A 26,860-nucleotide genomic window follows, 5' to 3' on the forward strand; every position below is an offset into this window, starting at 1 on the left:
CGTGTGAAGAGTTGTTGTTTGCTCAGGCCGTGACCGGCTTGTTGACGACCGCGTGCGGCTCGAGGCCCACATGCGCGTTGTTGCCGCTGCTGGTGAGCTCGACCTTGCGGTCGTGGATCTCGGCCAGAGCGCGCTTGTACTCGTTCGGGAAGACCTTGACGAAGCGCGTGCGCGCCACGGCCCAGGTGTCGAGCAACTCGCGCGCGCGCTTGCTGCCGGTCCAGCGGTGGTGGTCTTCCAGCAGCTTCTTGAGCCTGGCCTCGTCGGTCTCGCCCTCGTGCCAGATCTTGCGATGCACGCTGGCAGTCTGCTCCGCCGAGGTCAGCACCTTGTCCAGCGAGACCATCGCCAGGTTGCAGCGCGAGGCGAACTGGCCGTCCTCGTCGTAGACGAATGCAACGCCGCCGCTCATGCCGGCTGCGAAGTTGCGCCCGGTCTTGCCCAGCACGACCACCGTGCCGCCGGTCATGTATTCGCAGCCATGGTCGCCCGTGCCTTCGACCACCGCGGTGGCGCCCGACAGGCGCACGGCGAAGCGCTCGCCCGCGACGCCGCTCAGGAAGGCCTCGCCGGTGGTCGCGCCGTAGAGCGCGGTGTTGCCGACGATGGTGTTGCGGGTGGCCTCGCCGCGGAAGTCCAGGCTGGGGCGCACCACCACGCGGCCGCCCGAGAGGCCCTTGCCGGTGTAGTCGTTGGCGTCGCCGATCAGATACAGCGTGATGCCGCGCGCCAGGAAGGCACCGAAGGACTGGCCGCCCGTGCCCTCGAGCTGGATGCGGATCGAATCGTCGGGCAGGCCCTGCGGATGCACCTTGGTCAGCGCGCCGGAGAGCATGGCGCCCACCGAGCGGTTGACGTTGCGCGCCACCTCGATGAACTGCACCTTCTCGCCCTTCTCGATGGCGGGGCGCGACTTCTCGATCAGCTTGTTGTCGAGGCTCTTGGCGAGGCCGTGGTCCTGCGCCTCGACGTGGAAGCGCGGCACCTCGGCCGGCACGTTGGGCTGCGCGAACAGGCGGCTGAAGTCCAGGCCGCGGGCCTTCCAGTGCTCGATGCCCTTGCGGGTGTCGAGCAGGTCGGCACGGCCGATCAGGTCGTCGAACTTGCGGATGCCCAGCTGCGCCATGATCTGGCGCACTTCCTCGGCGACGAAGAAGAAGTAGTTCACCACGTGCTCGGGCCTGCCCGAGAACTTCTTGCGCAGCACCGGGTCTTGCGTGGCGACGCCGACCGGGCAGGTGTTGAGGTGGCACTTGCGCATCATGATGCAGCCCTCGACCACCAGCGGCGCGGTCGCGAAGCCGAACTCATCGGCGCCCAGCAGCGCGCCGATGGCGACGTCGCGGCCGGTCTTCATCTGGCCGTCAGCCTGCACGCGGATGCGGCCGCGCAGGCGGTTGAGCACGAGGGTCTGCTGGGTCTCGGCCAGGCCGATTTCCCAGGGGCTGCCCGCATGCTTGATCGAGGACCAGGGCGAGGCGCCGGTGCCGCCGTCATGGCCGGCGATCACGACGTGGTCGCTCTTGCACTTGGCCACCCCGGCCGCGATGGTGCCCACGCCGACCTCGCTCACCAGCTTGACGCTGACGCTGGCATGCGGCGCGACGTTCTTCAGGTCGTGGATCAGCTGGGCCAGGTCCTCGATGGAGTAGATGTCGTGGTGAGGCGGAGGCGAGATCAGGCCCACGCCGGGCACCGAGTAGCGCAGCTGGCCGATGTAGTTGGAGACCTTGCCGCCGGGCAGCTGGCCGCCTTCGCCGGGCTTGGCACCCTGCGCCATCTTGATCTGCAGCTGGTCGGCCGACGAGAGGTACTCGGCCGTGACCCCGAAGCGGCCGGAGGCCACCTGCTTGATCTTCGAACGCAGGGAGTCGCCGTCGTCCAGCGGCAGGTCGACCTCGACGTTGGCTTCGCCGATCACGCTCTTGAGCGTGTCGCCCCGCTTGATGGGAATGCCCTTGAGCTCGTTGCGGTAGCGCGCCGGGTCCTCGCCGCCCTCGCCGGTGTTGCTCTTGCCGCCGATGCGGTTCATGGCCACGGCAAGCGTCGAGTGCGCCTCGGTGCTGATCGAGCCCAGCGACATGGCGCCGGTGGCGAAACGCTTGACGATCTCGCTCGCGGGCTCGACCTCGTCCACGGGAATCGCCTTGGCCGGGTCGATGCGGAACTCGAACAGGCCGCGCAGCGTGAGGTGGCGCCGGTTCTGGTCGTTGATGAGCTGCGCGTATTCCTTGTAGGTGTTGAAGTTGTTGGCGCGCGTGCTGTGCTGCAGCTTGGCGATGGCGTCCGGCGTCCACATGTGCTCCTCGCCGCGGGTGCGCCAGGCGTATTCGCCGCCGGCGTCCAGCATGTGGGCGAGCACCGGGTCGTCGCCGAAGGCCGCCTGGTGCATGCGGATGGCTTCCTGCGCGATCTCGAACACGCCGATGCCCTCGACGCGGCTGGCGGTGCCGGTGAAGTACTTGCCCACCGTGTCGCTGTTGAGGCCGATGGCCTCGAAGAGCTGGGCGCCGCAGTAGCTCATGTAGGTGCTGACACCCATCTTCGACATGATCTTGGACAGGCCCTTGCCGATCGCCTTGACGTAGTTGTAGATCGCCTTCTCGGCGCTGAGGTCGCCCGAGAGGTCTTCGTGCATGGCGGCCAGCGTTTCCATCGCCAGATAGGGATGCACAGCCTCGGCACCATAGCCGGCGAGCACGCCGAAGTGATGGACCTCGCGCGCCGAGCCGGTCTCGACCACCAGACCGGCGGTGGTGCGCAGCCCCTCGCGCACCAGGTACTGGTGGATGGCCGAGAGCGCGAGCAGCGCGGGGATGGCGATCTGCGTGGCGCTGACCGCGCGGTCGCTCACGATCAGGATGTTGTGGCCGCCCTTGATCGCGTCGACCGCCTCGGCGCACAGCGAGGCCAGCTTGGCTTCGACGCCCTCCTCGCCCCAGGCGAGCGGATAGGTGATGTCCAGCGTGTAGCTCTTGAACTTGCCCTGGGTGTAGGTGCCGATGTCGCGCAGCTTCGCCATGTCGGCGAAATCGAGGATGGGCTGGCTCACCTCCAGCCGCATCGGCGGGTTGACCTGGTTGATGTCCAGCAGGTTCGGCTTCGGCCCGATGAAGGACACGAGCGACATCACGATCGCCTCGCGGATCGGGTCGATGGGCGGGTTCGTGACCTGCGCGAACAGCTGCTTGAAGTAGTTGTAGAGCGGCTTGTTCTTGTTGGACAGAACGGCCAGCGGGCTGTCGTTGCCCATGGAGCCGATGCCCTCCTCGCCGGCGGCGGCCATCGGGCTCATCAGGAACTTGATGTCTTCCTGCGTGTAGCCGAAGGCCTGCTGGCGGTCCAGCAGCGGGACCTGGCTCAGCGGCGGCTGCACGGCCTCGGCCTGGACGCTGTCGAGCTTGATGCGCAGGTTCTCGATCCACTGCTTGTAGGGCTTGCTGTTGGCGAGGGTGGCCTTGACCTCCTCGTCGTCGATCATGCGGCCCTGCTCCAGGTCGATGAGGAACATCTTGCCGGGCTGCAGGCGCCACTTGCGAACGATCTTCTGCTCGGGCACGGGAAGCACGCCCGACTCGGAGGCCATGATGACCAGGTCGTCGTCGGTCACGCAGTAGCGCGACGGGCGCAGGCCGTTGCGGTCGAGCGTGGCGCCGATCTGGCGGCCGTCGGTGAAGACGATCGAGGCCGGACCGTCCCAGGGCTCCAGCATGGCCGCGTGGTATTCGTAGAAGGCGCGGCGGCGCGGGTCCATGGTCGCATGCTGCTCCCAGGGCTCGGGAATCATCATCATCACGGCCTGGCTGATCGGGTAGCCGGCCATGGTGAGCAGTTCGAGGCAGTTGTCGAAGGTGGCGGTGTCGGACTGGTCGGCGAAGCTGATGGGGTAGAGCTTCTGCAGGTCGGCGCCCAGCACCGGCGAGGACATCACGCCCTCGCGCGCCTTCATCCAGTTGTAGTTGCCCTTGACGGTGTTGATCTCGCCGTTGTGGGCGACGTAGCGGTACGGGTGGGCCAACGGCCACTCGGGGAAGGTGTTGGTCGAGAAGCGCTGGTGCACCAGGCCCAGGGCCGAGATGCAGCGCTTGTCCTGCAGGTCGAGGTAGTAGGTGCCGACCTGGTCGGCCAGCAGCAGGCCCTTGTAGACCACCGTGCGGCTCGACATGCTCGGGACGTAGTACTCCTTGCTGTGCTTGAGCTTCAGGCGCTGGATGGCCGCGCTGGCAGTCTTGCGGATCACGTAGAGCTTGCGCTCCAGCGCGTCCTGCACGATGACGTCGTTGCCGCGGCCGATGAAGATCTGGCGCAGCAGCGGTTCCTTCTTGCGCACGGCCGGGGACATCGGCATCTCGCGGTTGACCGGCACGTCGCGCCAGCCCAGCAGCACCTGGCCTTCGGCCTTGACGGCGCGCTCCAGTTCCTGCTCGCAGGCTTCGCGCGATGCGTGCTCCTTGGGCAGAAAGATCATGCCGACGCCGTATTCGCCGGGCGGGGGCAGCGCCACGCCTTGTTTGGCCATCTCGTCGCGGTAGAGGACGTCCGGCAGCTGGATCAGGATGCCGGCGCCATCGCCCATCAGCTTGTCAGCGCCCACTGCGCCGCGATGATCGAGATTCTCGAGAATCTTCAAGCCCTGCAAGACGATCGAGTGGCTCTTCTCGCCCTTGATGTGGGCCACGAAGCCGACGCCGCACGAATCGTGCTCGTCGGCGGCGGAATAAAGACCGTGTTGTTGGAGATGCTCGATCTCGGCAGCCGTCGTCATGGGCGCGCTCCTTCAGTTTTTCGCAGGGAGGGGAAGGATATTGCGTTGCACAAACAATGCCAAGTGTTTTATTGGGGGTCAGATTCCCATTAAATCCTGAGCCTTTGGCTCGGATTTAAATTAGGGACACATTTAAGGGGGCGTGGCGCAGCCTCCTTCGTGCGACCCGTGACGCAGCTGTTCAGTCAGCCTCGGTCCGATGGCGGACGCCCCGGCCGCGCCTTCAGGACGCGTCGCGACGTGTTCTTCTGAAGCGCTTCGAGGAAGTCGCGATCTCCCGCCGCCCATCCGTGCAGGGTGGCCTCGGTCAGCAGGGTCTGGTCGGCACCCGTCACCCCGCCACGCACCATCTCGGCGTAGGCGGCCTCGCGGGCGAAAGGCGTATTGCCCAGCGACCAGTAGAGCGGATGCGGCGTCAGCAGCTTGTCGTGGCGCAGCCCGGCGTAGTGCGCATGGCTGGACCAGGGAAAGTCGCGGGCCTCGGCGACCAGGCCGGCGCGCACCGGGTTGAGGTCGATGTAGGCCATGCAGGTCAGCAGGTAGCGCTCGGTCTGGATCAGCGTGGACTTGTAGCGGCCCTCCCACAGGGTACCGGTCCGCCCGTGCCGGTCGTTGAAGTAGCGCACGTAGCGCCGGCCCACGGCCTGCATCCACAGCGGCAACCCGTCCGCGCTCGCCGGCGTGGCCAGCAGGTGGTAGTGGTTGTCCATCAGCACGTAGGCATGCAACGCGATGCCGAAGCGCGCCGCGTTCTCGCCCAGCAGCGCGAGCAGCATCTCGCGGTCGGCGTTGTCGACGAAGATGGCCTGGCGGTTGTTGCCCCGCTGGATCACGTGGTGCGGCAGCTCGGCCAGCGTGAGACGTGGAAGGCGGGCCATGGCGAGATCAGCCCGGGCGGAAGCGCGTCTCCAGCAGCGACTCCAGCCCGAACTGGGCGAGCAGTTCCTGGAGCCGGGCCGCGGCGCTGGCTTTGCGCTGGCCGGTGCGGCGCGCAATGATCAGCTCGTTCTTCAGACTGTGCTCCCAACCCACCAGCTCCGTGACGGTGACCTGGTAGCCGTTGGCCTCCAGATAGAGGCAGCGCAGGACGTTGGTGAGCTGGCTGCCGATCTCGCGCGTGTGCAGGGGATGGCGCCAGAGCTCGGCCAGGGGCGTGCGCGAGAGCGACAGCGCCTTGGTCTGGCGCAGGCATGCCGCAACCTCGGCCTGGCAACAGGGCACCAGCACCATGAAGCGCGCCTGCTTCGCGAGGCCGAAGGCGATGGCATCGTCGGTGGCGGTGTCGCAGGCATGCAGCGCGGTCACCACGTCGATCTGCGCCGGCAGCTCGGCCGCGTCGGCGGATTCGGCCGCGCTGATATTGAGGAAGGCCATGCGATCGAAGCCCAGCAGCTTCGCCAGGGCGCGCGACTTGTCGACCAGGTCGGCCCGTGTTTCGACGCCGTACACACGCCCCCCGCCGCGCCGGCCGAAGAACAGGTCGTAGAGGATGAAGCCGAGATAGGACTTGCCGGCGCCGTGGTCGGCCAGGGTGGCGTGCGCGCCCTCCTCCGGCAGCTCGAGCAGCAGCTTCTCGATGAACTGGAACAGGTGGTAGACCTGCTTGAGCTTGCGGCGCGAGTCCTGATTGAGCCGTCCTTCGCGCGTGAGGATGTGCAGTTCCTTCAACAGCTCGATCGACTGGCCAGGACGCAGGACCTCCTGCAGTTCGGCTTCGGCCTTCGAGGCCTTGGCGAGGGCCTTTCCGTTCATCGCGGCGCTCCGCCCGGCCCGACGTCCAGGGCCGACCAGCCCTCGGCGCCCAGCTGCTGCAGGATCTGCATGTTGCGCCCGAAGATGGCCTGCGCGTCGGGGAAGGCCTCGACGGCGCGGCTCACGCTGTCCTCGCGCAACAGGTGCAGCGTCGGGTAGGGGGCGCGATTGGTCGCATTCGTGATGTCGTCGGGCTCTGCTCCGGCGAACTGAAAGCGCGGATGGAAGCTGGCCAGCTGGAATTTGCCTTCGAAGCCCGCGCGCGCCAGCCGGCGCTCGGCGCGCGCGGTGAAATCGTTGAAGTCCAGGAAGTCGGCCAAGGTGTTCGGTGCGATCAGGAGGGTGGTGTCGCGCTCTGACGCGCCGCAGGCCGCCAGCGCGCGCGCCTCGTCGAGCAAGGCATCGATCAAGCCGCCCTCCTCGCGCTGCAGGTAGAGCGCGTAGTGGATCTGGCCTCGCGCATGCACGGCTTTGGCGAAGGGGCAGAGATTCAGCCCGATCACGGCACGCTCGAGCCAGCGCTGCGTGTCCGCCCGTGCTTCCTCGGCAGTGATGAGAGGATGGTCGTTCATATCGCAGTCCCCGTGCGGGATCTCGCCGGCGCCACGCGTGCTGCCAGCGCCAGGCCGGCCATGGAACACGCGAGAGTCACGAGCCAGGTCCATTGCCAGCCCCCGGCCCGATGGGCGATCCAGGCGACCACCGGTGGGGCAATGAACTGGCCGAGCGAGGAGGCCTGTTGCATCATCCCCACGGTCGTCGAGACCGTCGAGGGACTTGGCGCAAGCCGGGTGGAAAGCATGAAGAGCGTCGCCGGAATCATTCCGCCGGCCAGCGAGAACAGGCACACGGCGAGGTAGCGCAGCGCAGGCGGCAGGCTCGCGGCGCCCCCGGCCGGGCCGATCTGCGCGAAGGCCGCGACGCTGCCCAGCGCCATCGCGACGAAACCCCAGCGCAACAGGCGCTCGGGCGCGACGCCGTGCTGCAGGAAGCGGCCGCCGCTGACGTTGCCGATGATGTTCATCGCGGCGGCAAGCGCGGTCAATGCCGCGTTCCAGGCGGCCGGCACGCCGGCGTCGGCATAGATCGCGGGCAGAAAACCGATCACGGCCATCCATTGCGAGGAGTAGACGGCGAAGGCCGATGCCAGCGTCCAGGGGCCGCTGGAGCGGGCCGTATCGAACAGGCGCGCCGACCAGACCGAAGGGGACGGCGTACCCGGCGCAACGGATGGCCTGTCCGCGGGCACGACGAGCAGCACCCACAGCGCCGCGGCAGCCGACACCAGGGACAACACCCACCACCAGCCCGGCCAGCCGCCCCAGGCGATCAAGGCCGGACCGAGCAGGAGCGCGAGCGCCACGCCGAAAGGCATGTAGGCGCCCCAGAGACCCAGCGCTTTCTTCTCTGCGCTCGGCGGCGCAAGCGAGCGGATCAGCCCGGGCCCGGGCATCACCGCCAGCAGGAAGCCCAGGCCTTCGAGCGCGCGCAGCGCAAACAGCCAGCGAATGGCGCCGGGGCCGGCATCAACCGTGCTTCCGACGAGCCCGCCGAGCACACTTGCAAGCGTCACCACGGCCAGGCCCGCCAGCATGCTGCGCCGCAAGCCGATGGCATCGGCCATCAAGCCGAACACGATGCCCAGGCACATGCCCGCGACCTGCACCAGCGACAGCAGGAAGCCCGCTTCGACGAGGTCGATGCCCAGCGTCGCCTGCAGCGCGGGCACTGCCGGCGGCAGCTTGCCCAGGTGCAGGGCCGCGGCCACGCCGGCCAGCACCACGGCCAGCGTGGCGCCGGGAATGGGTGCATTCGAAGACATGGCGGTCATTCGCTCCATGGCCGTCCCGTGACGCGTTCGTGCTCACGGATCGCGAAGCGGTCCGTCATGCCGGCGATGTAGTCGGCCACCGCGCGATGGCGATCGTCGCGCTGCGCGTAGGACGCCGGCATCTGCTGCGCATCGTCGATGTAGGCGGCGAACAGCTCGCGCACCACCTCCTTCGCCCGGCTCGTGGTCTGCATGACGCGCGGATGCCGATACAGGTTGCGGAAGAGAAACTGCTTCAGCTCGGTGGACTGGGCGCGCATGGTCTCGCTGAAGAGCACCAGCGGCGCGGCACGGCGCACCGCATCCGCATCGGCGGGCGCTGCCGCCTCGAGCGCGCCGTGCGTGGCGTCGATCACGTCGTAAACCTGAGCGCTCAGCATTCGGCGGATCGCTTCGTAGAGCACGCGCCGGCCCTGCAGCTGCGGATGCTCGTCGAGCGTTTCACGCAGGTAGCGGTTGAACAGCGCGACCTCGCCCAGCCGCTCGAGGCCGATGAGCCCCGAACGCACGCCGTCGTCGATGTCATGTGCGTTGTAGGCAATCTCGTCGGCGAGGTTGCACAGCTGCGCCTCGAGGCTCGGCTGCGTGCGATCGCGGAAACGCCGCCCTACCCCACCCGGCTCGGCCGCCTCCAGGCGCTCGGCGTTGGCCCGCGAGCAATGCTTGAGGATGCCCTCGCGTGTTTCGAAGCTCAGGTTGAGCCCGTCGTACTGGGGATAGCGATGCTCGAGCGCATCCACCACCCGCAGGCTCTGCAGGTTGTGCTCGAAGCCACCGTGTTCCACCATGCAGGCATCCAGCGCGTCCTGCCCCGCATGGCCGAAGGGCGTGTGGCCCAGATCGTGCGCCAGCGCAATGGCTTCCACCAAATCCTCGTTGAGGCGCAACGAGCGCGCAATGGAGCGGCCGAGCTGGGCCACTTCGAGGGAATGCGTGAGGCGGGTGCGGAACAGATCGCCCTCGTGGTTGAGGAAAACCTGGGTCTTGTAAACCAGGCGCCGGAAAGCCGTGGAATGAACGATGCGGTCGCGGTCGCGCTGGAAGGCGTCGCGCGTGGGGGCCGGCGCCTCGGCATGGCGCCGGCCGCGGGACTGCGCCGGATGGCTGGCGTAGCGTGCCAGGCTCATCGCCCTGCTGCCCGATTCAGTCCGCACAGCACTGCGCCAGCACCTCGCGCACGATGGCGTCAGGGGCGCTGCGCATGACGGCCGAGCCGGGCTTGTCGATCACCACGAAGCGGATCTCGCCGGCTTCCGATTTCTTGTCGATGCGCATCAGCTCGAGATAGCGTTCGGCGCCGAGCGCGGGGGCGATTACCGGCAGGCCCGCACGCTCGACCAGCGCCGACAGCCGCCGGACGAAGGCCGCATCGACGCCGCCCAGGCGTTGCGACAGATGGGCGGCCAGGACCATGCCGCATCCGACCGCTTCGCCGTGCAGCCAGCGGCCGTAGCCCATGCCGGCCTCGATGGCATGGCCGAAGGTGTGGCCGAAATTCAGGATCGCCCGCAACCCGGTCTCGCGCTCGTCCTGCCCGACGACCGCGGCCTTGATCTCGCAGCTGCGCCGGACCGCATGGGCCAGCGCGACCGGATCGCGAGCCACCAGCGCTTCGATGTTCGCCTCGATCCAGTCGAAGAAGGCCATGTCGTAGATCGGGCCGTACTTGATGATCTCGGCCAGGCCCGCGCTGAGCTCGCGGGACGGGAGCGTGGCCAGCGTGGAGAGGTCGCACAGCACGAGGCGCGGCTGGTAGAACGCCCCGATCATGTTCTTGCCGAGCGGATGGTTGATCGCCGTCTTGCCGCCGACGGACGAATCGACTTGCGCGAGCAGCGTGGTGGGCACCTGGACGAAGGGCACGCCGCGCATGTAGCTGGCCGCGGCGAATCCGGTCATGTCGCCCACCACGCCGCCACCGAGGGCGAAGAGAACCGTCTTGCGGTCACAGCCATGACTCAGCAAGGCGTCGAAGATCAGGTTCAGCGTGGGCCAGTCCTTGTGCCTCTCCCCATCGGGCAGTTCCAGCAGATGCACGGCCCGAAAGCGGCTTGCCAGCGTCCGGCGCAGGGCTTCGCCATAGAACGGCGCCACGGTGGTGTTGGTGACGATCAGGGCCGTGGCGGCTGCGGGAACGGCAGTGAAATTGGCTGGGTCGCCAAGCAGGTCGCTGCCGATCAGGATCGGATAGCTGCGCTCGCCGAGCTGGATCTCGACGCATTCGGGGGAGGCGGACACTCGCATGGCTCCGAGTTTAGGCGCACGGCGCCCGCGCGCCGGCTCAGCCCTGCGGATCGCCGCGGGAGCCGGGGGGTACGAGGCCGGCCAGCTCCAGCTGCATCACGATGATGTTCACCAGCATCGCGACCGAAGGCCGGCCGGTCTCGACCACATCGTGGGCGGCCTCGCGGTAAAGCGGATCGCGGGCGCTGTAAAGCTCGTGCAGGCGGCCCAACGGATCGGCCACCTGCAGCAGCGGCCGCTTGACATCGTGGCGGAGGCGCCTGAAGAGGTCCTCGGGGGAGGAGTGCAGGTAGATCACGTGGAAGTTCGTGCGCAGCTGGACCCGGTTGGCCTCGCGCAGCACGGAACCGCCGCCGGTCGAGACGATGCCCTGGGCCGAGGCCGCGAGCTCGGCGATCACGGTCTGCTCGAGATCGCGAAAGCTCTGCTCACCCTCGCGCTCGAAGTAGTCGCGGATGGAACAGCCGATGCGCCGCTCGATCAGGTCATCGCTGTCGATGAAGGGGAGCTGAAGCCGTTGGGCAAGGCGTCGGCCCACCGCGGATTTTCCGGCGCCGGGGAGGCCGACGAGTGCGACCGCCACGCGGTGCTGCGAACGCCCGCGCGCTTCAGCGCGCGGCGTTACGGTCGGTAATCATCTTCGGGGTGATAAAGACGAGCATTTCGGTCTTGTTGGCAACGCGTTCGCGCTTGCGGAACAGTGCCCCCACATAGGGCACTTCACCCAGCACCGGCACGCGCGATTCGTCGTTGGTTTCGGTGAGCTCGAAGATACCACCGATGACCACCGTTCCGCCGTTCTCGACCAGCACCTCGGTCTGCACGTGCTTGGTATTGATCGCAAAGCCCGCCGTCGTCGCTTGGCCGACCGTGTCCTTGTTGACGTCCAGCGTGAGGATGATGTTGCCTTCGGGCGTGATCTGCGGCGTGACCTCGAGCTTGAGGTTGGCTTTGCGGAAGGCGATCGAGGTGGCGCCGCTGGAGGTCGCGACCTGATAGGGCAGCTCCGTGCCCTGCTCGATCAGCGCCTTGGTCTGGTCGGCCGTCACCACGCGGGGGCTGGACACCACCTTGCCCTTGCCGTCGGCTTCGAGGGCCGAGATTTCCAGGTTCAGCATGCGCGAGAAGCTGGAGTTGAAGAGCGAGATGGCGAAGGTGCCGGGCGCGTTGCCGTTGCCGGCCACGCCGGTCGAGGGCAGGTTCACGAAGTTCGAGTTCGTGAAGGTGGTCAGCGCGCTCGCCGGGGTGGTCGCGGTTGCCGCGGTCACGGCTGGGATCGCGCCGACGTTGCCGAAGACGGAACGGCCATTGTTGGAGCCGATCGTGGCGCCGGCGACGCCGCCGCCCAGCCGCACACCCAGCGACTTGCCGAAGGTGTCGGAGGCCTCGACGATGCGCGCCTCGATCAGCACCTGGCGCACCGGCACGTCGAGTTTCTGGATCAGCTCGGCGACCTGCTGGAGGCGCGAGGGGATGTCGGACACGAAGAGCTGGTTGGTACGCGATTCGGCGATCACGCTGCCACGCGGGCTGAGGATGCGGGTGGTGGTGCCCGAGCCGCCGCTGCTGCCCTGGCCGGTGCCCGTGAGGCCCTGCGCGATCGTGACCGCCTTGGTGTAGTTCAGCTGGAAGGACTGGGTGCGCAGCGGCTCCAGGTTCTGGATCGCGGCCTGCGCCTCGAACTCGAGCTTTTCCTTGGCGTTGATCTCGTCCTTGGGCGCGATCCACAGCACGCTGCCGTTCTTGCGCATGCCCAGGTTCTTGGCCTGCATGATGATGTCCAGGGCCTGATCCCAAGGCACGTCCTTCAGGCGAAGGGTCAGCGCGCCGGTCACCGAATCCGAGGTCACGATGTTGAAGTTTGTGAAGTCGGCGATCACCTGCAGCAGGGAGCGGATCTCGATGTTCTGGAAATTCAGCGACAGCTTCTCGCCGGTGTAGCCCACGCCCTGGGTCAGCTTGGTCGGGTCGACCTTGCGCTGGCGCACCTCGACCACGAACTGGTTTTCGCTCTGGTAGGCGCTGTGCTCCCAGTCGCCCTTGGGCTCGATGGTCATGCGCACGCGGTCGCCGGCCTGCTGGGTGGTCACGGTCTGCACGGGGGTCCCGAAGTCCGAGACGTCGAGGCGGCGGCGCAGGCCTTCGGGCAGCGTCGACTTGGTGAATTCCACGACCAGGTTGCGGCCTTGCTGCCGAATGTCGACACCCACCTGGTTGTTCGCCAGGTCGACCACCACGCGGCCGGTGTTGTCCGAGCCCAGGCGGAAATCGACGTCACGCAGCGGCAGGGTGTCGCGGTTGCGGTTCTCTGCGAAGGCCTGCGGCGTCGAGGCGACCAGCGCTGCACCGGGGACGGGCTCCAGAGAAACCAGGAGCGATTTGCCCTGGATCTCAGCCTTGTACGCCGTGGCCTGCTTGAGATTCAGCACCAGGCGCGTACGCTCACCGGCCTGCACCACGTTGATGGAGCGGAGGTTGCCTTGGTTGACGTCGATCGCCGAACGGCCGATGGCGTTCGTCACGCCGGGGAAGTCGAGTGCGATGCGCGCCGGCGTCTGGATGGCGAAGCCCGTGGGCGCCGCGGCCAGCGGCTGAGTCAGGTCGATCCGGATGACTTCGGCGCCCGATTGCATCGAGGTGGTCACCGACTCGATTGCGTTCTGCGCATGTGCTGCCGCGGCCGCGCCGAGCGCGAGCAGGCTGACACCGACCACGCGCAGCCACTGCGCGAACCTTGAATTCCTGGGTTTCATTTCGACCTCTCTTGCAACTGCAGCGTCGCCACGCGTTCGATCCATTCACCGGCGGCGTCCTGCACGATTTCACGCAAGGCGAGTTCGGTTTCGCTGATACGGGTGATGCGCCCGTAGTTGAGTCCCAGATAGTTCCCCACCCGAACCTGGTAGAGAAGCTTGTCGACGGTGACCAGGGCCACCGGCTGTCCATTGCGGTTCATGCTGCCCACCATGGCCATCGAATCGAGCGGGAAAGCCTCCAGGGCCTCCTTGCGGCGTGCCAGCTCGGGCGCGATGAGGCCCGAAGTGCTCGGCTGGGCCGAATCACGGCGCAGGGCCTGCGTGAGCTTCTGCATGTTGAAGGGCTCGAACGCATTGCCTTCGGTATAGGCCTGGGGCGTGAACTTCTTGGGTTCTGTGATGGGCGGCACGGTGGGGCGCACCTGGGCCCGCTGCTCGGCCATCCACTGCTGGAGTTCATCCTGTTCAGAGCCGATGCAGCCGCTCAGGCCGACGGCCGCTGCACCGATGCACAGCACAAAGGCAAGCCTGCTCATTTCTTTTTTGCTCCCGCCGCGGCGCGCTTCTGTGCCGCCTGCTCTTCCTCGTCCAGATAGCGGAAGGTCCGCGCGGTGGCGTCCATCGTCAGGACGCCGTCTTTGCCGGGGGTCACGGCCAGGTTGTTCAAGGTCACGATGCGCGAGAGATTGGCGACGTCGGCGGCAAAAGCACCCATGTCGTGGTAGCGCCCTGTGACGCGCACCGCAATCGGCAGCTCCGCGTAATAGTCCTTCACGACGATCTGGCCCGGGCGGAACAGCTCGAACTGCAGGCTGCGGCCGAGGCCCGCCTGGTTGATATCGGAGAGCAAGGCATCCATCTCGGCCTTGCTAGGCAGTTGCTTTTCGAGCAGCGTCACGTACTGCTGCACCTGCTCGCGCTGCTTCTTCAGCAGCTCCAGGTTGGCAGCCTGACCCACCTTCTTCTGGTAGTCGGCCCTGAGCGCGACTTCCTTGGCCCGCTCGGCCTCGAGCTCGTCGTTCGAGTTGGTAAGCCAGACGAACCACAGGGCCACCAGCACCATGGCCGTGACCAACACGCACAGCGCATAGCGCGGCACCGGCGGCCAGATAGAGGGATCGTTCGGATTCAGCCCCCGAAACTGGTCGCCGAAGCGCTGCAGGGCGGCGCCGATGTCGATGTTGGAGGATGCGCGTTGGGTTGCCATGATGAGGCTCAGCCTTTACCTGCAGCGGAGGTTGCCGCGCCTGCGCCGGTCGCGGCCTTCTGCGCATCCGTAGGCCGCTTGAGCCCGATACGCATCGTGAAGTTCGCCACGCGGCGCTGGTCACGCGCGCTCAGGCTGACATTGCCGGAGGTAATTTCGATCAGCTCCGGCTTGACCAGCCAGGGGCTGTTGTTGCCCAGGTTGCGCAGGAGCTCCGAGACCCGTTCGTTGGATTGCGCCTGGCCAAGCAGCGTGACGGTCTGGTTGTCCTGCTTCATGCTCGTCAGGTAGACGCCATCGGGCAACTGCCGCACGAGCTCGTTGAGCAGATGCACGGGCATGTTGCGGTCGCCTTGCAGGTCCTCGACGGCCTGCTGGCGGGCGCGCAAGGCGGCGATTTCGGCCTGCAGCGTCGAAATTTCCTTGATCTCCGACTCGAGTTTCTTGATCTCGGCCTGGAGAAAGCTGTTCTTGGACTGCTGGCTGGAGATCTGGGCCTGGTACCAGAGAAAGGCGCCGCCTGCGATCAGGAAGCCCGCCACAGCCGAGGCGCCAAGGGTGGCATAGAAGGTTTCGCGGCGGCGCTTGCGTGCAGCTTCCCGGTGCGGGAGCAGGTTGATCAGGATCACTGCAGGAACCTCCGCATGGCAAGTCCGCACGAGGTCAGGTATGAAGGCGCTTCGCGCCGGACCTTCTTCTCGCGGATGCCGCTGCCGATCTCCATGCCATCGAAGGGATTGACCAGTGAGCAGGCGAAAGAGGTCTGGCGCGTCACGGCGCTGGTAAGGCCCGGCAGCGCGGCCGAGCCACCCGCCAGCAACACGTAGTCGACGCGGTTGTGCGGCGTACTGGTGAAGAAGAACTGGAGCGCCCGCGCAATTTCCTGCGCGATGCTCGCCACGAAGGGCTTGAGCACACCCGATCCGTAGTCGTCGGGCAAGTCGCCGCTGCGCTTCTTGGTCTCCGCCTCTTCGGCGGAAAAGCCGTACTGCCGAACGATCAACTGCGTGAGCTGGGCACCACCGAAGGCCTGGTCCCGGTCGTAGAGGACTTCCTGGTTGCGCAGCACCTGCATGCTGGTGGTGAAGGCGCCCACTTCGAACAGCGCCACCACCGCGTCGCGACCCTGGCCGGGCAGCTGTTCGATCAGCCGCGCCGTTGCCAGGCGCGACGCATAGGACTCGACATCGAGAATGACCGCCTTGAGACCGGCCGCTTCGGCCAGGCCCTGGCGATCCTGGACTTTTTCCTTGCGCGAGGCGGCGATCAGGACCTCGACATCGCCCATCGCACTGGCGCTCTGGCCGATGACGCAGAAATCCAGACTCACCTCGTCGAGCGAGAAGGGAATGTATTGATTGGCCTCGGACTCGACCTGGATCTCGAGCTCTTGCTCGCTCATCCCGCCCGGAAGGACGATCTTCTTCGTGATGACGGCTGAGGGAGGCAGGGCCAGGGCCGCGTTCTTGGTTCGGCTTCCGCTCTTGCGCACGGCACGACGGACCGCCTCGGCCACTTCATCGAACTTTTCCACGTTGCCATCGGTGATCCAGCCGCGCTCCAGTGGCTCGATCGCGCAACGTTCCAGAATCAACTTGCCGCTGGCGTCGCGGCCGAGCTCGACCAGCTTGACGCTGGAGGAGCTGACGTCCAACCCGAGCAGCGGCGCGGGTTGACGGCTAAACAGCGATCCCAAGGCAGCCAAGTTATATCCCGTTGTGTTTGTAACGATTGGAAATATTTGCGTGTGGTTGCATGCTATCAGGACGTGTGGCGCCAACCAAGCGCCTTGGCCCGAACTGTGGCACCAAGCGTTGTCAAAAGGGAACGTAACAGCGGCGATTCACAACTTACGTCACAAATGCGAGTACTTGGGTTTTATCTAGCCTCGATGAGCCGCCCGGAGGACCTCGCTTTTTATAATTGCGGCTGACTTCACCCTCGCTTCATGCCCGAAAAAACTCGCCCCAACGGGCCCGCCAAGACTCCCCCGCCTCCCCAGCGCCCTGCCTGGCTGACCTGGCTTCTGCGCTTCGTGATGTGGGGACTGGGCATCGCCGCGGCCGGTGTGGTGTCCATGATCTGCGTCGTCGCCGTGGCGCTGGCGGTGGCTTATCCGAATCTGCCGGACATCTCCGACCTGGCGGACTACCGGCCCAAGCTGCCGCTGCGTGTGTTCTCCTCCGAAGGCATCCTGATCGGCGAGTTCGGCGAGGAGCGCCGCAACCTGACGCCGATCGCGACCATTCCCAAAGTCATGAAGGACGCGGTGCTGGCCGCCGAGGACGCCCGCTTCTACGATCACGGCGGGGTCGACTACAAGGGCTTGCTGCGCGCCGGGATCGCGAACATGAACAGGGTGAAGAGCCAGGGCGCCTCCACCATCACCATGCAGGTGGCGCGCAACGTCTATCTGAGTTCCGAGAAGACCCTGACCCGCAAGATCTACGAGGTCCTGCTCACCTTCAAGCTCGAGCACCTGCTCAGCAAGGACCAGATTTTCGAGATCTATCTCAACCAGATTTATCTGGGCAATCGCGCCTACGGCTTCGCGGCGGCCTCGGAAGCCTATTTCGGCAAGCCGCTCAAGGACATCAGCATCGCTCAGGCCGCCATGCTCGCCGGCCTGCCGAAAGCGCCGGGTGCGAACAATCCGGTCAACAATCCGACGCGTGCGCGCGGGCGCCAGCTCTATGTGATCGACCGCATGCAGGAAGCCGGCTTCATCACCGCCGAACAGGCGGCCGAGGCCAAGAAGGAAGAGCTGCACCTGCGCGACGGCGCCGACCCGACCCGCCTGCATGCCGAATACGTGGCGGAGACGGTGCGCCAGCTGATGTACGCGCAGTACGGCGACAGCACCTATACCCGCGGCCTCAAGGTCTACACGACGCTGGTGGCTGCCGACCAGGCGGCCGCCTACAAGGCGCTGCGCAAGGGCATCATGGATTACGAGCGCCGCCAGATCTATCGCGGCCCCGAAAAGTTCGTCGACCTGCCCAACGATCCCAAAGAATTGGACGAGGCCGTCGATGACGCCCTGGCCGAGCACCCCGATAACGGCGACGTGATGTCGGCGGTGGTACTCAAGGCCAATGCCAAGGAAATCAATGCGGTGCGTGCCAACGGCGACACCGTGCAGATCGTCGGCGAAGGGCTGCGCCCGGCGCAGTCGGGCCTGTCGGACAAAGCGCCGCCCAACATCAAGATCCGCCGCGGCGCGGTGATCCGTGTCGTCAAGACGCCCAAGAACACCTGGGAGATCACCCAGCTGCCGGAAGTCGAAGGTGCCTTCATTGCGCTCGATCCGCGTGACGGTGCCGTCAAGGCCATGATCGGCGGCTTCGATTTCGACAAGAACAAGTTCAACCACGTGACGCAGGCCTGGCGCCAGCCGGGCTCGAGCTTCAAGCCCTTCATCTATTCGGCGGCACTGGAGAAGGGCTTCACGCCCGCGACGGTGGTCAACGACGCGCCGCTGTTCTTCGACGCCGGCACCACCGGCGGCCAGCCCTGGGAGCCCAAGAACTACGACGGCAACTTCGAGGGGCCGATGTCCTTGCGCCGCGCGCTCGCCAAGTCCAAGAACATGGTTTCGATTCGCGTGCTTCAGTCGATCGGCACGCGTTACGCGCAGGACTGGATCGGCAACTTCGGATTCGAGCGCGAGAAGCATCCGGCCTACTTGCCGATGGCGCTGGGTGCCGGCGCGGTCACGCCGATGCAGATGGCAACCGCGTACTCGGTGTTCGCGAACGGCGGCTACCGCGTCAATCCCTACCTCGTGACGCGCATCACCGACCACAAGGACAAGGTGCTCGTGGAGACGCAGCCGCCGCTGCTCAACGAGACGATGCGCGCCATCCCGCAACGCAACGCCTTCATCATGGACAGCCTGTTGCAGGAAGTGGCCCGCAGCGGCACCGCCGCCAAGGCGCAGGCCACGCTGAAGCGCCCCGACCTCTACGGCAAGACCGGCACGACCAACGACTCGCTGGATGCCTGGTTCGCGGGCTTCCAGCCGACGATGGCAGCGGTGGCCTGGATGGGCTACGACACGCCGCGCAAGCTCGGCGACCGCGAGACCGGCGGCGGCCTGAGCCTGCCGATCTGGATCAGCTACATGGAGACCGCCATCAAGGGCGTGCCGGTGACGGAGCTGACTGCCACGGCCCCGGCCGGCGTGGTCAACGTGGGCGGCGAGTGGTACTACGACGACTATGCGCCAGGCCGCGGCGTCGCGAATCTCGGCGTCGAGGCCGGCCCGACACCGCCGGTCGAGGCGATTTCCGGCGCGCCCATCGGTGCGCCGCCGCCGCCGGAAGAGCGCAACCGCATCCTCGAGCTCTTCCGCAACTGATCGCCTTCAGCCGGCCGTGAACTGCAGCGGCAGGCCGGCCTGTGCGCTCGCCTCGCGCGACAGCTGGCCGAAGAACTCCTCGCTCGTCTTCGTGTCGACCCACGCGCGGCCGTCGTGGCGGTAGTGGTAGCCACCGGAGCGCGCTGCCAGCCAGATCTCCTGCAAAGGCTTTTGCAGGTTGATGATCAACTGGCTGCCGTTGCGGAAGGTGATGGTGATCATCCCCCCCACGCGCTGGTTGTCGATATCGGCATCGGTCGCATCGTTGATGCGGTCGCAGCCGCGTTCGATGGCGGCCAGCACGGCCTCGGCGCGGTCCATGTACTCGGGATCGGTCATTACAATTTCGTCATGCTGAATGTTCGTCAAATTCTAGTGAGCGCGATTGGCCTCGCGCTCGTCGGGGTCGCGCTGGTGGGCTGTGGTCAGAAGGGTGCGCTCTACCTGCCTACCGATCCGGCCGCGAAGAATCGCGCCACGCTCCCGGGCCTGCTCTTGCCTGGTTCGAGCAGCACCGATGATGCTACGCGTTCCGGGGCAGCGGCCGCACCCATCCCTGCCGCGCCCAGCAGTGCGCCCGCGCCCCGCGAAGGAACGAAGTGACGAACCCCGAACGCCTCCCCGGGCATCCCCACATCGCCTACCGGAACGGCACGCTGCACGTCGAGGGCGTGGCGCTGCGAGACTTGGCGCGCGAGCACGGCACGCCGCTTTTCGTCTATTCCAAGCAATGGATGCTCGACGCGCTGGCCGCGTACCAGCGCGGCTTCGAAGGGCGCGACGCACTGGTCTGCTATGCCATCAAGGCCAACTCTTCGCTGGGCGTGCTGCGCGTCTTTGCCGCGGCCGGCTGCGGCTTCGACATCGTCTCCGGCGGCGAGCTCGCGCGTGTCCTCGCGGCAGGCGCCGATCCGTCCAAGGTGATTTTCTCCGGTGTGGGCAAGACAAAGCAGGAAATGCGGCAGGCACTGGCGGCCGGCATCAGCTGCTTCAACGTGGAGAGCGAAGCAGAAATCGACGTGCTCAATGCGGTCGCGCTCGAAACGGGGCACCGTGCCGCAATCAGCGTGCGCATCAATCCCAACGTCGATCCGAAAACGCACCCCTATATCTCCACCGGCCTGAAGGGCAACAAGTTCGGCATCGCGCATGACCGCGCGCTCGCCATCTATCGGCATGCCGCGTCGCTGAAGGGCCTGCAGGTGGTCGGCATCGACTGCCACATCGGCTCGCAGATCACCGAGGCCGCGCCCTACCTCGAGGCGCTGGAACGGGTGCTCGACCTGGTCGAAGCCATCGAGAAGGCCGGCATTGCGCTGCATCGCCTGGACTTCGGCGGCGGCCTGGGCATCGACTACAACGGCGACACGCCGCCCACGGCCGATGCGTTGTGGCAGCAGCTGCTCGCGCGTCTCGACGCGCGCGGCTTCGGCAAGCGCCGGCTGATCGTCGAACCGGGACGTTCGCTGGTCGGCAATGCCGGCGTGTGCGTGACCGAAGTGCTCTACACCAAGCCGGGCGAGGCCAAGAACTTCTGCATCGTCGATGCGGCAATGAACGATCTCCCGCGGCCCGCGATGTACCAGGCCTTTCACCGGATCGTCCCCGTCGCCCCGCGCCAGGGCGAGGCCGTGAGCTACGACGTTGTCGGCCCGGTCTGCGAGAGTGGCGACTGGCTCGGCCGCGACCGCGCACTCGACGTGCAGGCGGGCGACCTGCTGGCGGTGCTGTCGGCCGGTGCCTATTCGATGGCGATGGCCAGCAACTACAACACGCGCGGCCGCGCGGCCGAGCTGCTGGTCAGCGGAGGGAGCGCCTCGCTGATCCGCCGCCGCGAAAGCATCGAGGACCAATTGCGCAGCGAGCAGTTCGACCGCTGAAGGCCGTCACTTGCTCAGCTGCACGCGCCCGCCTGGCGCGGGCCGCGGTGCCTTCTTGCTCCTGGCGAAGTTCCAGACCCGCCACCCGAGCAGCGCCCCGATGATGGCGGCATAGACGAAGACTTCGGCGAAGTCGTTCTTCCCGGCCCGCATCCAGAAGAAGTGCAGAAGGCCCAGGCCGGCAATCACGTAGACCAGCTTGTGCAGCGTCTGCCAGCGCTTCGCGCCCAGCGCCTTGATCGCGCGGTTGAAGGAAGTGGCCGCGAGCGGCGTGAGCAGCACGAAAGCCGTGAAGCCCACCAGGATGAAGGGCCGCTTGGCGATGTCCTTGGCGATCTCCGGGATGTCGAAGCCCATGTCGAACAGGCTGTAGCTCAGCAGGTGGACCACGACGTAGAAGTACGCAAACAAGCCCAGCATGCGGCGAAAGCGCGCCAAGGCGTTGGTCTTGGTCATCACGCGCAGCGGGGTGACCGCCAGCACGATGCAGATGAAGCGCAAGGTCCAGTCGCCCGTCGAGCGGATCAGGTACTCGGCCGGATTGGCGCCCAGTGCGTCGGTGAACGCGCCCCAGGCCAGCCAGGCAAAAGGCAGCAGGCACAGCACGAAGACCGCCGGCTTGGCAGTCGGGTGCAGCAGCAGCTTGTTCATCATGGGCTCAGTTCAGTAGAACTTCTTCAGGTCCATGCCGGCGTAGAGCTGGCCGACCTGCGCCTCGTAGCCGTTGAACATCAGCGTCTTGTGCCGCTTGGCGAACAGCCCGCTGCCGTCGCCGATACGGCGCTCGGTGGCCTGGCTCCAGCGCGGATGGTCGACGTTGGGATTGACGTTGGAGTAGAAGCCGTACTCCTGCGCCGCCGCCTTGTTCCAGGCCGTCCCCGGCTCCTTCTCGACGAAGCGGATCTTGACGATCGACTTGGCGCTCTTGAAGCCGTACTTCCACGGCACCACGATGCGCACCGGCGCGCCGTTCTGGTTGGGCAGCACCTCTCCGTACATGCCGAAGGTGAGCAGCGTCAGCGGATGCATCGCCTCGTCCATGCGCAGACCTTCGGCGTAGGGCCAGTCGAGCACGCGCGAGCCGACGAAGGGCATGGTCTTGGGATCGGCCAGCGTGACGAACTCGACGTACTTGGCATTGCCTTGCGGCTCGACCCGCTTGATGAGCTCGGCCAGCGAGTAGCCGACCCACGGGATCACCATCGACCAGCCCTCGACGCAGCGCAGGCGGTAGATGCGTTCTTCCTGCGCGCTGAGCTTGATCAGGTCCTCGATCGCGTACTTGCCCGGCTTCTTGACCAGCCCCTCGACCTCGACAGTCCAGGGCCGGGTCTTCAGCGTGCCGGCATTCTTGACCGGGTCGCCCTTGTCGGTGCCGAACTCGTAAAAGTTATTGTAGGTGGTGGCGTCCTTGTACTCGGTGAGCTTCTCCATCGTCTGCGCACCGGCCACCGACGACTTCTCGCCCTTCAGCGGGGCCAGCTTGCCCGGCGCGGCGGCCTGGGCCAGTGCCTCACGCCCGGCCCACGAGGCCATGGCCGCGCCGGCCGCGCCGGTGGCGAGCAGCTTGAGCATGTCGCGGCGCCCTTCGTAAGCCGCGCGCGGCGTGATCTCGCTCGGATGCGGATGGATGGAGCCCTGGTCCTTGGATCGAATCAACATGAATCGCCTTTCGCGTGTTTTGTCGTACCGGGATCTATTCGTTCCCAATGCTGATTCGGTTACGCGCCGGGCGTTCAATCGGTTTCACCGGGGGCCGCCCGGCTGCCGGCGCGCAGCTACAGGGTCCCGTAGCTGTGCAGGCCGCTCAGGAACATGTTGACACCCAGGAAGGCGAAGGTGGTCACCGCCAGCCCACCCAGGGCCCACCAGGCGGCCACGGTGCCGCGCAGGCCCTTGACCAGGCGCATGTGCAGCCAGGCCGCGTAGTTGAGCCAGACGATCAGCGCCCAGGTTTCCTTCGGGTCCCAGCTCCAGTAGCCCCCCCAGGCATCGGCCGCCCACAGCGCGCCCAGCACGGTGGCGATGGTGAAGAAGGCGAAGCCCACCGTGATGGACTTGTACATCACGTCGTCCAGAACCTCGTTGGCCGGCAGCCGCGCCGCGATGCGTCTGCGGCCCAGCAGGATGCCGGCGGCGATCAGCGCCGAGAGGGCCGCGTAGACAAACCAGTAGCTGCCGCCCGCTTCCTGCGCCCGTTGGCGGAAAGCCACCGGCACGAAGCACAGCGCCACGCCCAGGAGCCACATCGGCGTGAGCTTGTACCAGCGCGTCTCCTGCGCCTGCTCCTTGATGAGGTAGGCGAAGGCGACCATCGCCGCCAACGCGAAGGTGCCGTAGCCGATGAAATTGGCCGGCACGTGCAGCTTCATCCACCAGCTTTGCAGGGCGGGCACCAGCGGCTGGATCTCGTGGGCCTCGCGCACCAGCGTGTACCAGAGCAGGAAGCCGACCGCGGCGCTCACCACCAGCATCACGAAGGCGCCCAGCGCACGCGTGCCGTAGCGCGATTCGAAGTACAGGTAGAAGGCCGCCGTCAGCCAGCAGAACAGCACGAAGACCTCGTAGAGGTTGCTGACCGGGATGTGGCCGATGTCCGGACCCAGCTGGTGGCTTTCGTACCAGCGCACCATGCTGCCGATCAGCGCCATCGTGACCGCTGCCCAGGCCAGGCGGGAGCCGATCAGGTCCATGGCGTCGGCCTGACGGCCGCCGAAGAAGCCGATCCAGTAGAACAGCGTGCTCATGAAGAAGAGCACGCTCATCCAGAGGATGGCCGACTGGCTGGACAGGAAGTACTTGAGCCAGAACACGGAGTCGGCGCGCGCCAGGTCGCCCTGGTAGGAGGCGATGCCCAGCAGCGCCGCCGCGGCCACCACGATGGCCAGCACGCGCAACGGCCGCCAGAACCAGCCCAGCCAAATGGCGAAGGGGATGGTGGCCAGCAGGATGACTTTCTCGTAGATGTCCATCGCGCCCGCGTAGCGCGAGAAGGCGAAGAGGCCACCGGCCACGACCAGGGCGGCGAACACCCAGTCGAAGGCGTTGCGGCGCGAGAACCAGCTCTCGTTGAGCGTGAGGGTGGTGGTGTTCATGATCCACTGTCCTTGCTGAGGGCGAGCAGCCTGTCTTTCAGGCGCTCGAATTCACGGTCGCTGTCGATGGTCTTGCGGTTGACCGAGTAGGCCATGGTGGCCGCCGTGCCGCCGGCGCCCGCGTCCTTGGCGAGCCACACCCAGAGCCTGCGCTCGCGGACGTACAGCATGGCAAAAATGCCCACGATCAGCAACAGGCAGCCCAGGTAAACGATGTTCTTGCCAGGGGCACGGGCAACCTGGAACACGCTGGCCTGGACCTGCTTGAAGTCGGTCATCATCATCGCCACCGGCGCGGGGTAGAAGTAGGCGTCGCTGGCGGCCAGCACCGCTTGCGTGAGGAAGGCCTGCGCCTTCTCGTCGGCCGGCAGCGCCGCCAGCCCCGCCTGCTCGCGGCTGAGGTTCAGCACCTCGAACAGGACGTCGTTGAGGATGCGCACCAGCACCGCGCCCGCCCGCTCCCGGTCGGCCTCCGGCACGTTGGCCTCCATGAATTCGGCGATCGCCTGCCAGCCGCCGCTGCTCACCGCGTTGGCCTTGGCGCGCTCGGCGCCCGCGAACAGCGCGAGCGCGCGGCCGGCCGAGATGCGCAGCTGCCCTGCCAGCTCGGGCCGCTTGGGATCGACGCTGCGCGCGATGTAGCGCTCGATGGCGCGCGTGCGGATGTCGGCGTCGGCCAGGGCCGCACGCATGCGCACGAAGCCGTCCATCGAGCCCTGCTCGTCGGCCGGCACGCGCAGGTAGCGGAAGGGCTCCTCCGGCCGCTCGCGCATGCCGAGCAGGAACACCGGCTGGCCGTCGCCGGTGTCGACCGGAACCATGTAGTTCTGGTACTCGCGGGCCTGGCCCGAGGCATCGCGCAGCTTGTAGCCGATGCTCGGGCCGATGTTGCGCAGCACCTTGGGCTTGTTGGTCTTGTTGGCCGCGCCCAGGCGCGACTCGAGGTCGTTGCGCAGGTCGACCTTGCGCACGTCGGCACCGCTCGCCATGGCGCCGGCGTCGCCGAAGTTCTCGACGTTGATCACGCGCAGCGCCGTGTACTCCAGCGTCAGCCGCTCGCTGCCGTTGGTGATTTCCGAGCTGTTGCCGATGATGCCGTCGACCTCGAAGGGCTTGGCCGCCGCCGCCATCGGCACGGCCTTGAGCTTCACGCTGGAGCCGCCGTCATCGAAACTGGACTGGTAGATCTCGATGCCCTTGTAGCTGGCCGGGTGGTTCACCTCGATGCGCGCCGGCACCTGCTGGCCGGTCGCGCGGTCGTGCAGCACCACCTCGCTGGCGAACAGCTTGGGCATGCCGGTGGAGTAGTAGTCGACGATGAATTTCTTCAGCTCGATGGAAAAGGGCAGGTCCTGCAGCAGCACGCCATCGGCCTGGTTCAGGATGGCGACGCTCGACTGCCCTCCTTCCGGCACGAGGATGTTGCCACGGAAGGTGGGGTTGCTGGGCGACAGGCGATGCTGCGGCGCCACATCGGCGATCAGCCCGCCGCCGGTGTAGACGCTCTTGCCGTTGAACCAGGTCTGGGCGCGCACCACCAGGTCGCCGTCGAGCAGGCCACCCAGGCACACCAGCACGATGGCACCGTGCGCCGCGATGTAGCCGAGCTTGTGGGCGCCGCCCGCGCGCGCGGCCACCATCCAGCCGTCGCCATCGCGGTGCTGCAGCTTGACCTTCCAGCCGCCGCCGGCGAGCAGCTGTCCGATGCGGTTGGCCGCACCATCGGGCGTCTCGTCGAGCCGGGTCTCGGCGCGCTGGCCGAAGGCGCGCAGGCTCTGGACGCGGATGCTCTCCTTGATGTTCTTCAGGTCGGCGAAGATGTGCGGCGTGTTGCGCGCGATGCACAGAGAGGTGCTGATCACCAGAAAGGCCAGGATCAGCAGGAACCACCAGGCGCTGTAGATCGAGTCCAGCTGCGCCGCGCGGAACACCTCGGCCCAGAAGGGGCCGAACTGGTTGATGTAGTTGTTGACCGGTTCCTGCTGCTTGAGCACGGTGCCGATGATCGAGGCGATGCAGATGACCGTCAGCAGCGCGATCGCGAAGCGCATCGACGACAGCAGTTCCACGCCCGCACGGACCGCATGGGGACCGCGACGAATGCGAAGGCCGTGGGTGGAGACTGCTGACATGGAAGCGGAAGGTGGAAAGCAAAAAGGCGGGCCATCCTCGCTGGATCGGCCCGCCCTGTTGGGGTTTTTTATCGGCGGTTAGTTCACGCTGGCGCCAGCGCCATCAACGCAGGCCGGCGATGTAGTCCGAAACGGCCTTGATCTCGCGGTCGTTGAGCTTGGCGGCCACGCCGGTCATCTGAGGACTGTTCTGGCGGGTGCCGTCGCGGAACTGGTTGAGCTGGACCATGGTGTAGTCGGCATGCTGGCCGCCCAGGCGCGGGTACTGGGCGGGGATGCCGGCGCCGTTCGGGCTGTGGCAGCCGGCGCAGGCCGGGATCTGACGCTCGCCGATGCCGCCGCGGTAGATCTTCTCGCCCAGGGCGACCAGGTCCTTCTCTTTCGAAAAGCCCGTCTTGACCTTCTTGGAGCCGACGAACCAGGCGACATTGCGCATGTCTTCCTCGGACAGGGCCGAAGCCAGCGGCTTCATGATCGCGCTCTTGCGCTTGCCGGACTTGAAGTCCTGCAGCTGCTTGAGGATGTATTCGGGGTGCTGTTGCGCCAGCTTGGGGTTGGCTGCGATGGCCGAGTTGCCGTCGGCGTTGTGGCACGAGGCGCAGCTCTGGCTGTTGGCCGGGGTGTTGTTGAAGATGGTGTCGCCCTTGGCCGGATCGGGCTTGGCGGCCTTGGCGGGGGCCGCGGCGGCAGCGGGCTTGCTTGCCGGATCGTCGGCCGCGAAGCTGGCGCTGGCGGCGGCGCCCATGAGGGCTGCAAGCAGGAGACGGGCAAACAACTTCATATCGGGGGCTCTGGATTTATGGCGCAAAACCGCGCGATTCTACAATGGCGCCCCGTT

The 26,860-nt window shown here is 66.6% G+C and carries 22 protein-coding genes; 3 read left to right on the plus strand and 19 right to left on the minus strand.

The window, feature by feature from the left end:
• Positions 1-22 precede the first annotated feature (22 nt).
• From AC3A6Y_RS30680 to AC3A6Y_RS30740, 13 genes are all read right to left on the minus strand, one after another.
• Positions 23-4,765, minus strand: a complete 4,743-nt coding sequence (locus AC3A6Y_RS30680) for a glutamate synthase-related protein (RefSeq protein WP_487871990.1) — start codon at positions 4,763-4,765, stop codon at positions 23-25.
• A 185-nt stretch (positions 4,766-4,950) separates the two neighbouring features.
• Complete coding sequence (locus tag AC3A6Y_RS30685; RefSeq protein ID WP_487871991.1) at positions 4,951-5,643, minus strand: transposase; 693 nt, start codon at positions 5,641-5,643, stop codon at positions 4,951-4,953.
• Positions 5,644-5,650: 7 nt separating this feature from the next.
• The gene (locus AC3A6Y_RS30690; protein ID WP_487871992.1) at positions 5,651-6,517 is read right to left on the minus strand and encodes a class I SAM-dependent methyltransferase; all 867 of its coding nucleotides are present in this window, start codon (positions 6,515-6,517) and stop codon (positions 5,651-5,653) included.
• Entirely contained in the window at positions 6,514-7,089 is a 576-nt protein-coding gene (locus tag AC3A6Y_RS30695; RefSeq protein WP_487871993.1) for a DUF1415 domain-containing protein, read from the minus strand. Before AC3A6Y_RS30695 ends, AC3A6Y_RS30690 begins: the two co-directional genes overlap by 4 nt.
• Entirely contained in the window at positions 7,086-8,339 is a 1,254-nt protein-coding gene (locus AC3A6Y_RS30700) for an MFS transporter (RefSeq protein ID WP_487871994.1), read from the minus strand. Before AC3A6Y_RS30700 ends, AC3A6Y_RS30695 begins: the two co-directional genes overlap by 4 nt.
• Before the next feature lie 5 nt (positions 8,340-8,344).
• Positions 8,345-9,475, minus strand: coding sequence for a deoxyguanosinetriphosphate triphosphohydrolase (locus AC3A6Y_RS30705; protein ID WP_487871995.1), 1,131 nt, complete (start codon positions 9,473-9,475; stop codon positions 8,345-8,347).
• A gap of 16 nt (positions 9,476-9,491) precedes the next feature.
• Positions 9,492-10,592 (minus strand): 3-dehydroquinate synthase, encoded by a 1,101-nt coding sequence (gene aroB / locus AC3A6Y_RS30710; RefSeq protein ID WP_487871996.1) that lies wholly within the window; start codon positions 10,590-10,592, stop codon positions 9,492-9,494.
• 37 nt (positions 10,593-10,629) lie between these two features.
• Positions 10,630-11,175, minus strand: coding sequence for a shikimate kinase (locus tag AC3A6Y_RS30715; protein ID WP_487871997.1), 546 nt, complete (start codon positions 11,173-11,175; stop codon positions 10,630-10,632).
• 25 nt (positions 11,176-11,200) lie between these two features.
• Entirely contained in the window at positions 11,201-13,345 is a 2,145-nt protein-coding gene (locus AC3A6Y_RS30720) for a type IV pilus secretin PilQ (protein WP_487871998.1), read from the minus strand.
• Positions 13,342-13,884 carry a pilus assembly protein PilP gene (locus tag AC3A6Y_RS30725; RefSeq protein ID WP_487871999.1) on the minus strand — a complete coding sequence of 181 codons (543 nt, stop codon included), beginning with the start codon at positions 13,882-13,884 and terminating at the stop codon, positions 13,342-13,344. The genes AC3A6Y_RS30720 and AC3A6Y_RS30725 overlap by 4 nt, the downstream gene beginning before the upstream one ends.
• Entirely contained in the window at positions 13,881-14,555 is a 675-nt protein-coding gene (locus AC3A6Y_RS30730; protein ID WP_487872000.1) for a type IV pilus inner membrane component PilO, read from the minus strand. Before AC3A6Y_RS30730 ends, AC3A6Y_RS30725 begins: the two co-directional genes overlap by 4 nt.
• 8 nt (positions 14,556-14,563) lie before the next feature.
• Positions 14,564-15,184, minus strand: coding sequence for a PilN domain-containing protein (locus tag AC3A6Y_RS30735; RefSeq protein WP_487872001.1), 621 nt, complete (start codon positions 15,182-15,184; stop codon positions 14,564-14,566).
• Positions 15,181-16,260 carry a pilus assembly protein PilM gene (locus tag AC3A6Y_RS30740; RefSeq protein WP_487872002.1) on the minus strand — a complete coding sequence of 360 codons (1,080 nt, stop codon included), beginning with the start codon at positions 16,258-16,260 and terminating at the stop codon, positions 15,181-15,183. Before AC3A6Y_RS30740 ends, AC3A6Y_RS30735 begins: the two co-directional genes overlap by 4 nt.
• 243 nt (positions 16,261-16,503) lie before the next feature.
• Here AC3A6Y_RS30740 and AC3A6Y_RS30745 point away from each other — a divergent pair, with 243 nt between their 5' ends.
• Entirely contained in the window at positions 16,504-18,915 is a 2,412-nt protein-coding gene (locus AC3A6Y_RS30745) for a penicillin-binding protein 1A (protein WP_487872003.1), read from the plus strand.
• Positions 18,916-18,921: 6 nt separating this feature from the next.
• On the opposite strand, the gene cyaY is transcribed toward AC3A6Y_RS30745, so the two are convergent.
• Entirely contained in the window at positions 18,922-19,254 is a 333-nt protein-coding gene (cyaY, locus tag AC3A6Y_RS30750; protein WP_487872004.1) for an iron donor protein CyaY, read from the minus strand.
• Between the two features lie 12 nt (positions 19,255-19,266).
• On the opposite strand from cyaY, the gene lptM reads away from it, so the two are divergent.
• The gene (lptM, locus tag AC3A6Y_RS30755) at positions 19,267-19,518 is read left to right on the plus strand and encodes an LPS translocon maturation chaperone LptM (RefSeq protein WP_487872005.1); all 252 of its coding nucleotides are present in this window, start codon (positions 19,267-19,269) and stop codon (positions 19,516-19,518) included.
• A complete protein-coding gene (lysA, locus tag AC3A6Y_RS30760; RefSeq protein WP_487872006.1) occupies positions 19,515-20,795 on the plus strand; it encodes a diaminopimelate decarboxylase in 1,281 nt (426 codons plus the stop codon). The genes lptM and lysA overlap by 4 nt, the downstream gene beginning before the upstream one ends.
• A gap of 6 nt (positions 20,796-20,801) precedes the next feature.
• Here lysA and AC3A6Y_RS30765 read toward each other — a convergent pair whose 3' ends face one another.
• The 5 genes from AC3A6Y_RS30765 to AC3A6Y_RS30785 form a co-directional block, all read right to left on the minus strand.
• Positions 20,802-21,446, minus strand: a complete 645-nt coding sequence (locus tag AC3A6Y_RS30765; RefSeq protein WP_487872007.1) for a protein-methionine-sulfoxide reductase heme-binding subunit MsrQ — start codon at positions 21,444-21,446, stop codon at positions 20,802-20,804.
• Positions 21,447-21,458: 12 nt separating this feature from the next.
• On the minus strand, positions 21,459-22,457 hold the full coding sequence (msrP, locus tag AC3A6Y_RS30770) for a protein-methionine-sulfoxide reductase catalytic subunit MsrP (RefSeq protein WP_487872008.1): 999 nt from the start codon (positions 22,455-22,457) through the stop codon (positions 21,459-21,461).
• A 116-nt stretch (positions 22,458-22,573) separates the two neighbouring features.
• Complete coding sequence (gene ccsB, locus AC3A6Y_RS30775) at positions 22,574-23,890, minus strand: c-type cytochrome biogenesis protein CcsB (protein ID WP_487872009.1); 1,317 nt, start codon at positions 23,888-23,890, stop codon at positions 22,574-22,576.
• Positions 23,887-26,022, minus strand: a complete 2,136-nt coding sequence (locus AC3A6Y_RS30780) for a cytochrome c biogenesis protein ResB (RefSeq protein ID WP_487872010.1) — start codon at positions 26,020-26,022, stop codon at positions 23,887-23,889. Before AC3A6Y_RS30780 ends, ccsB begins: the two co-directional genes overlap by 4 nt.
• 103 nt (positions 26,023-26,125) lie before the next feature.
• Positions 26,126-26,803: a c-type cytochrome gene (locus AC3A6Y_RS30785; protein WP_487872011.1), complete on the minus strand. Its 678-nt coding sequence runs from the start codon at positions 26,801-26,803 to the stop codon at positions 26,126-26,128.
• Positions 26,804-26,860: the final 57 nt, after the last annotated feature.

The sequence above is a fragment of the Variovorax sp. Soil_C_17 genome (assembly GCF_057657265.1).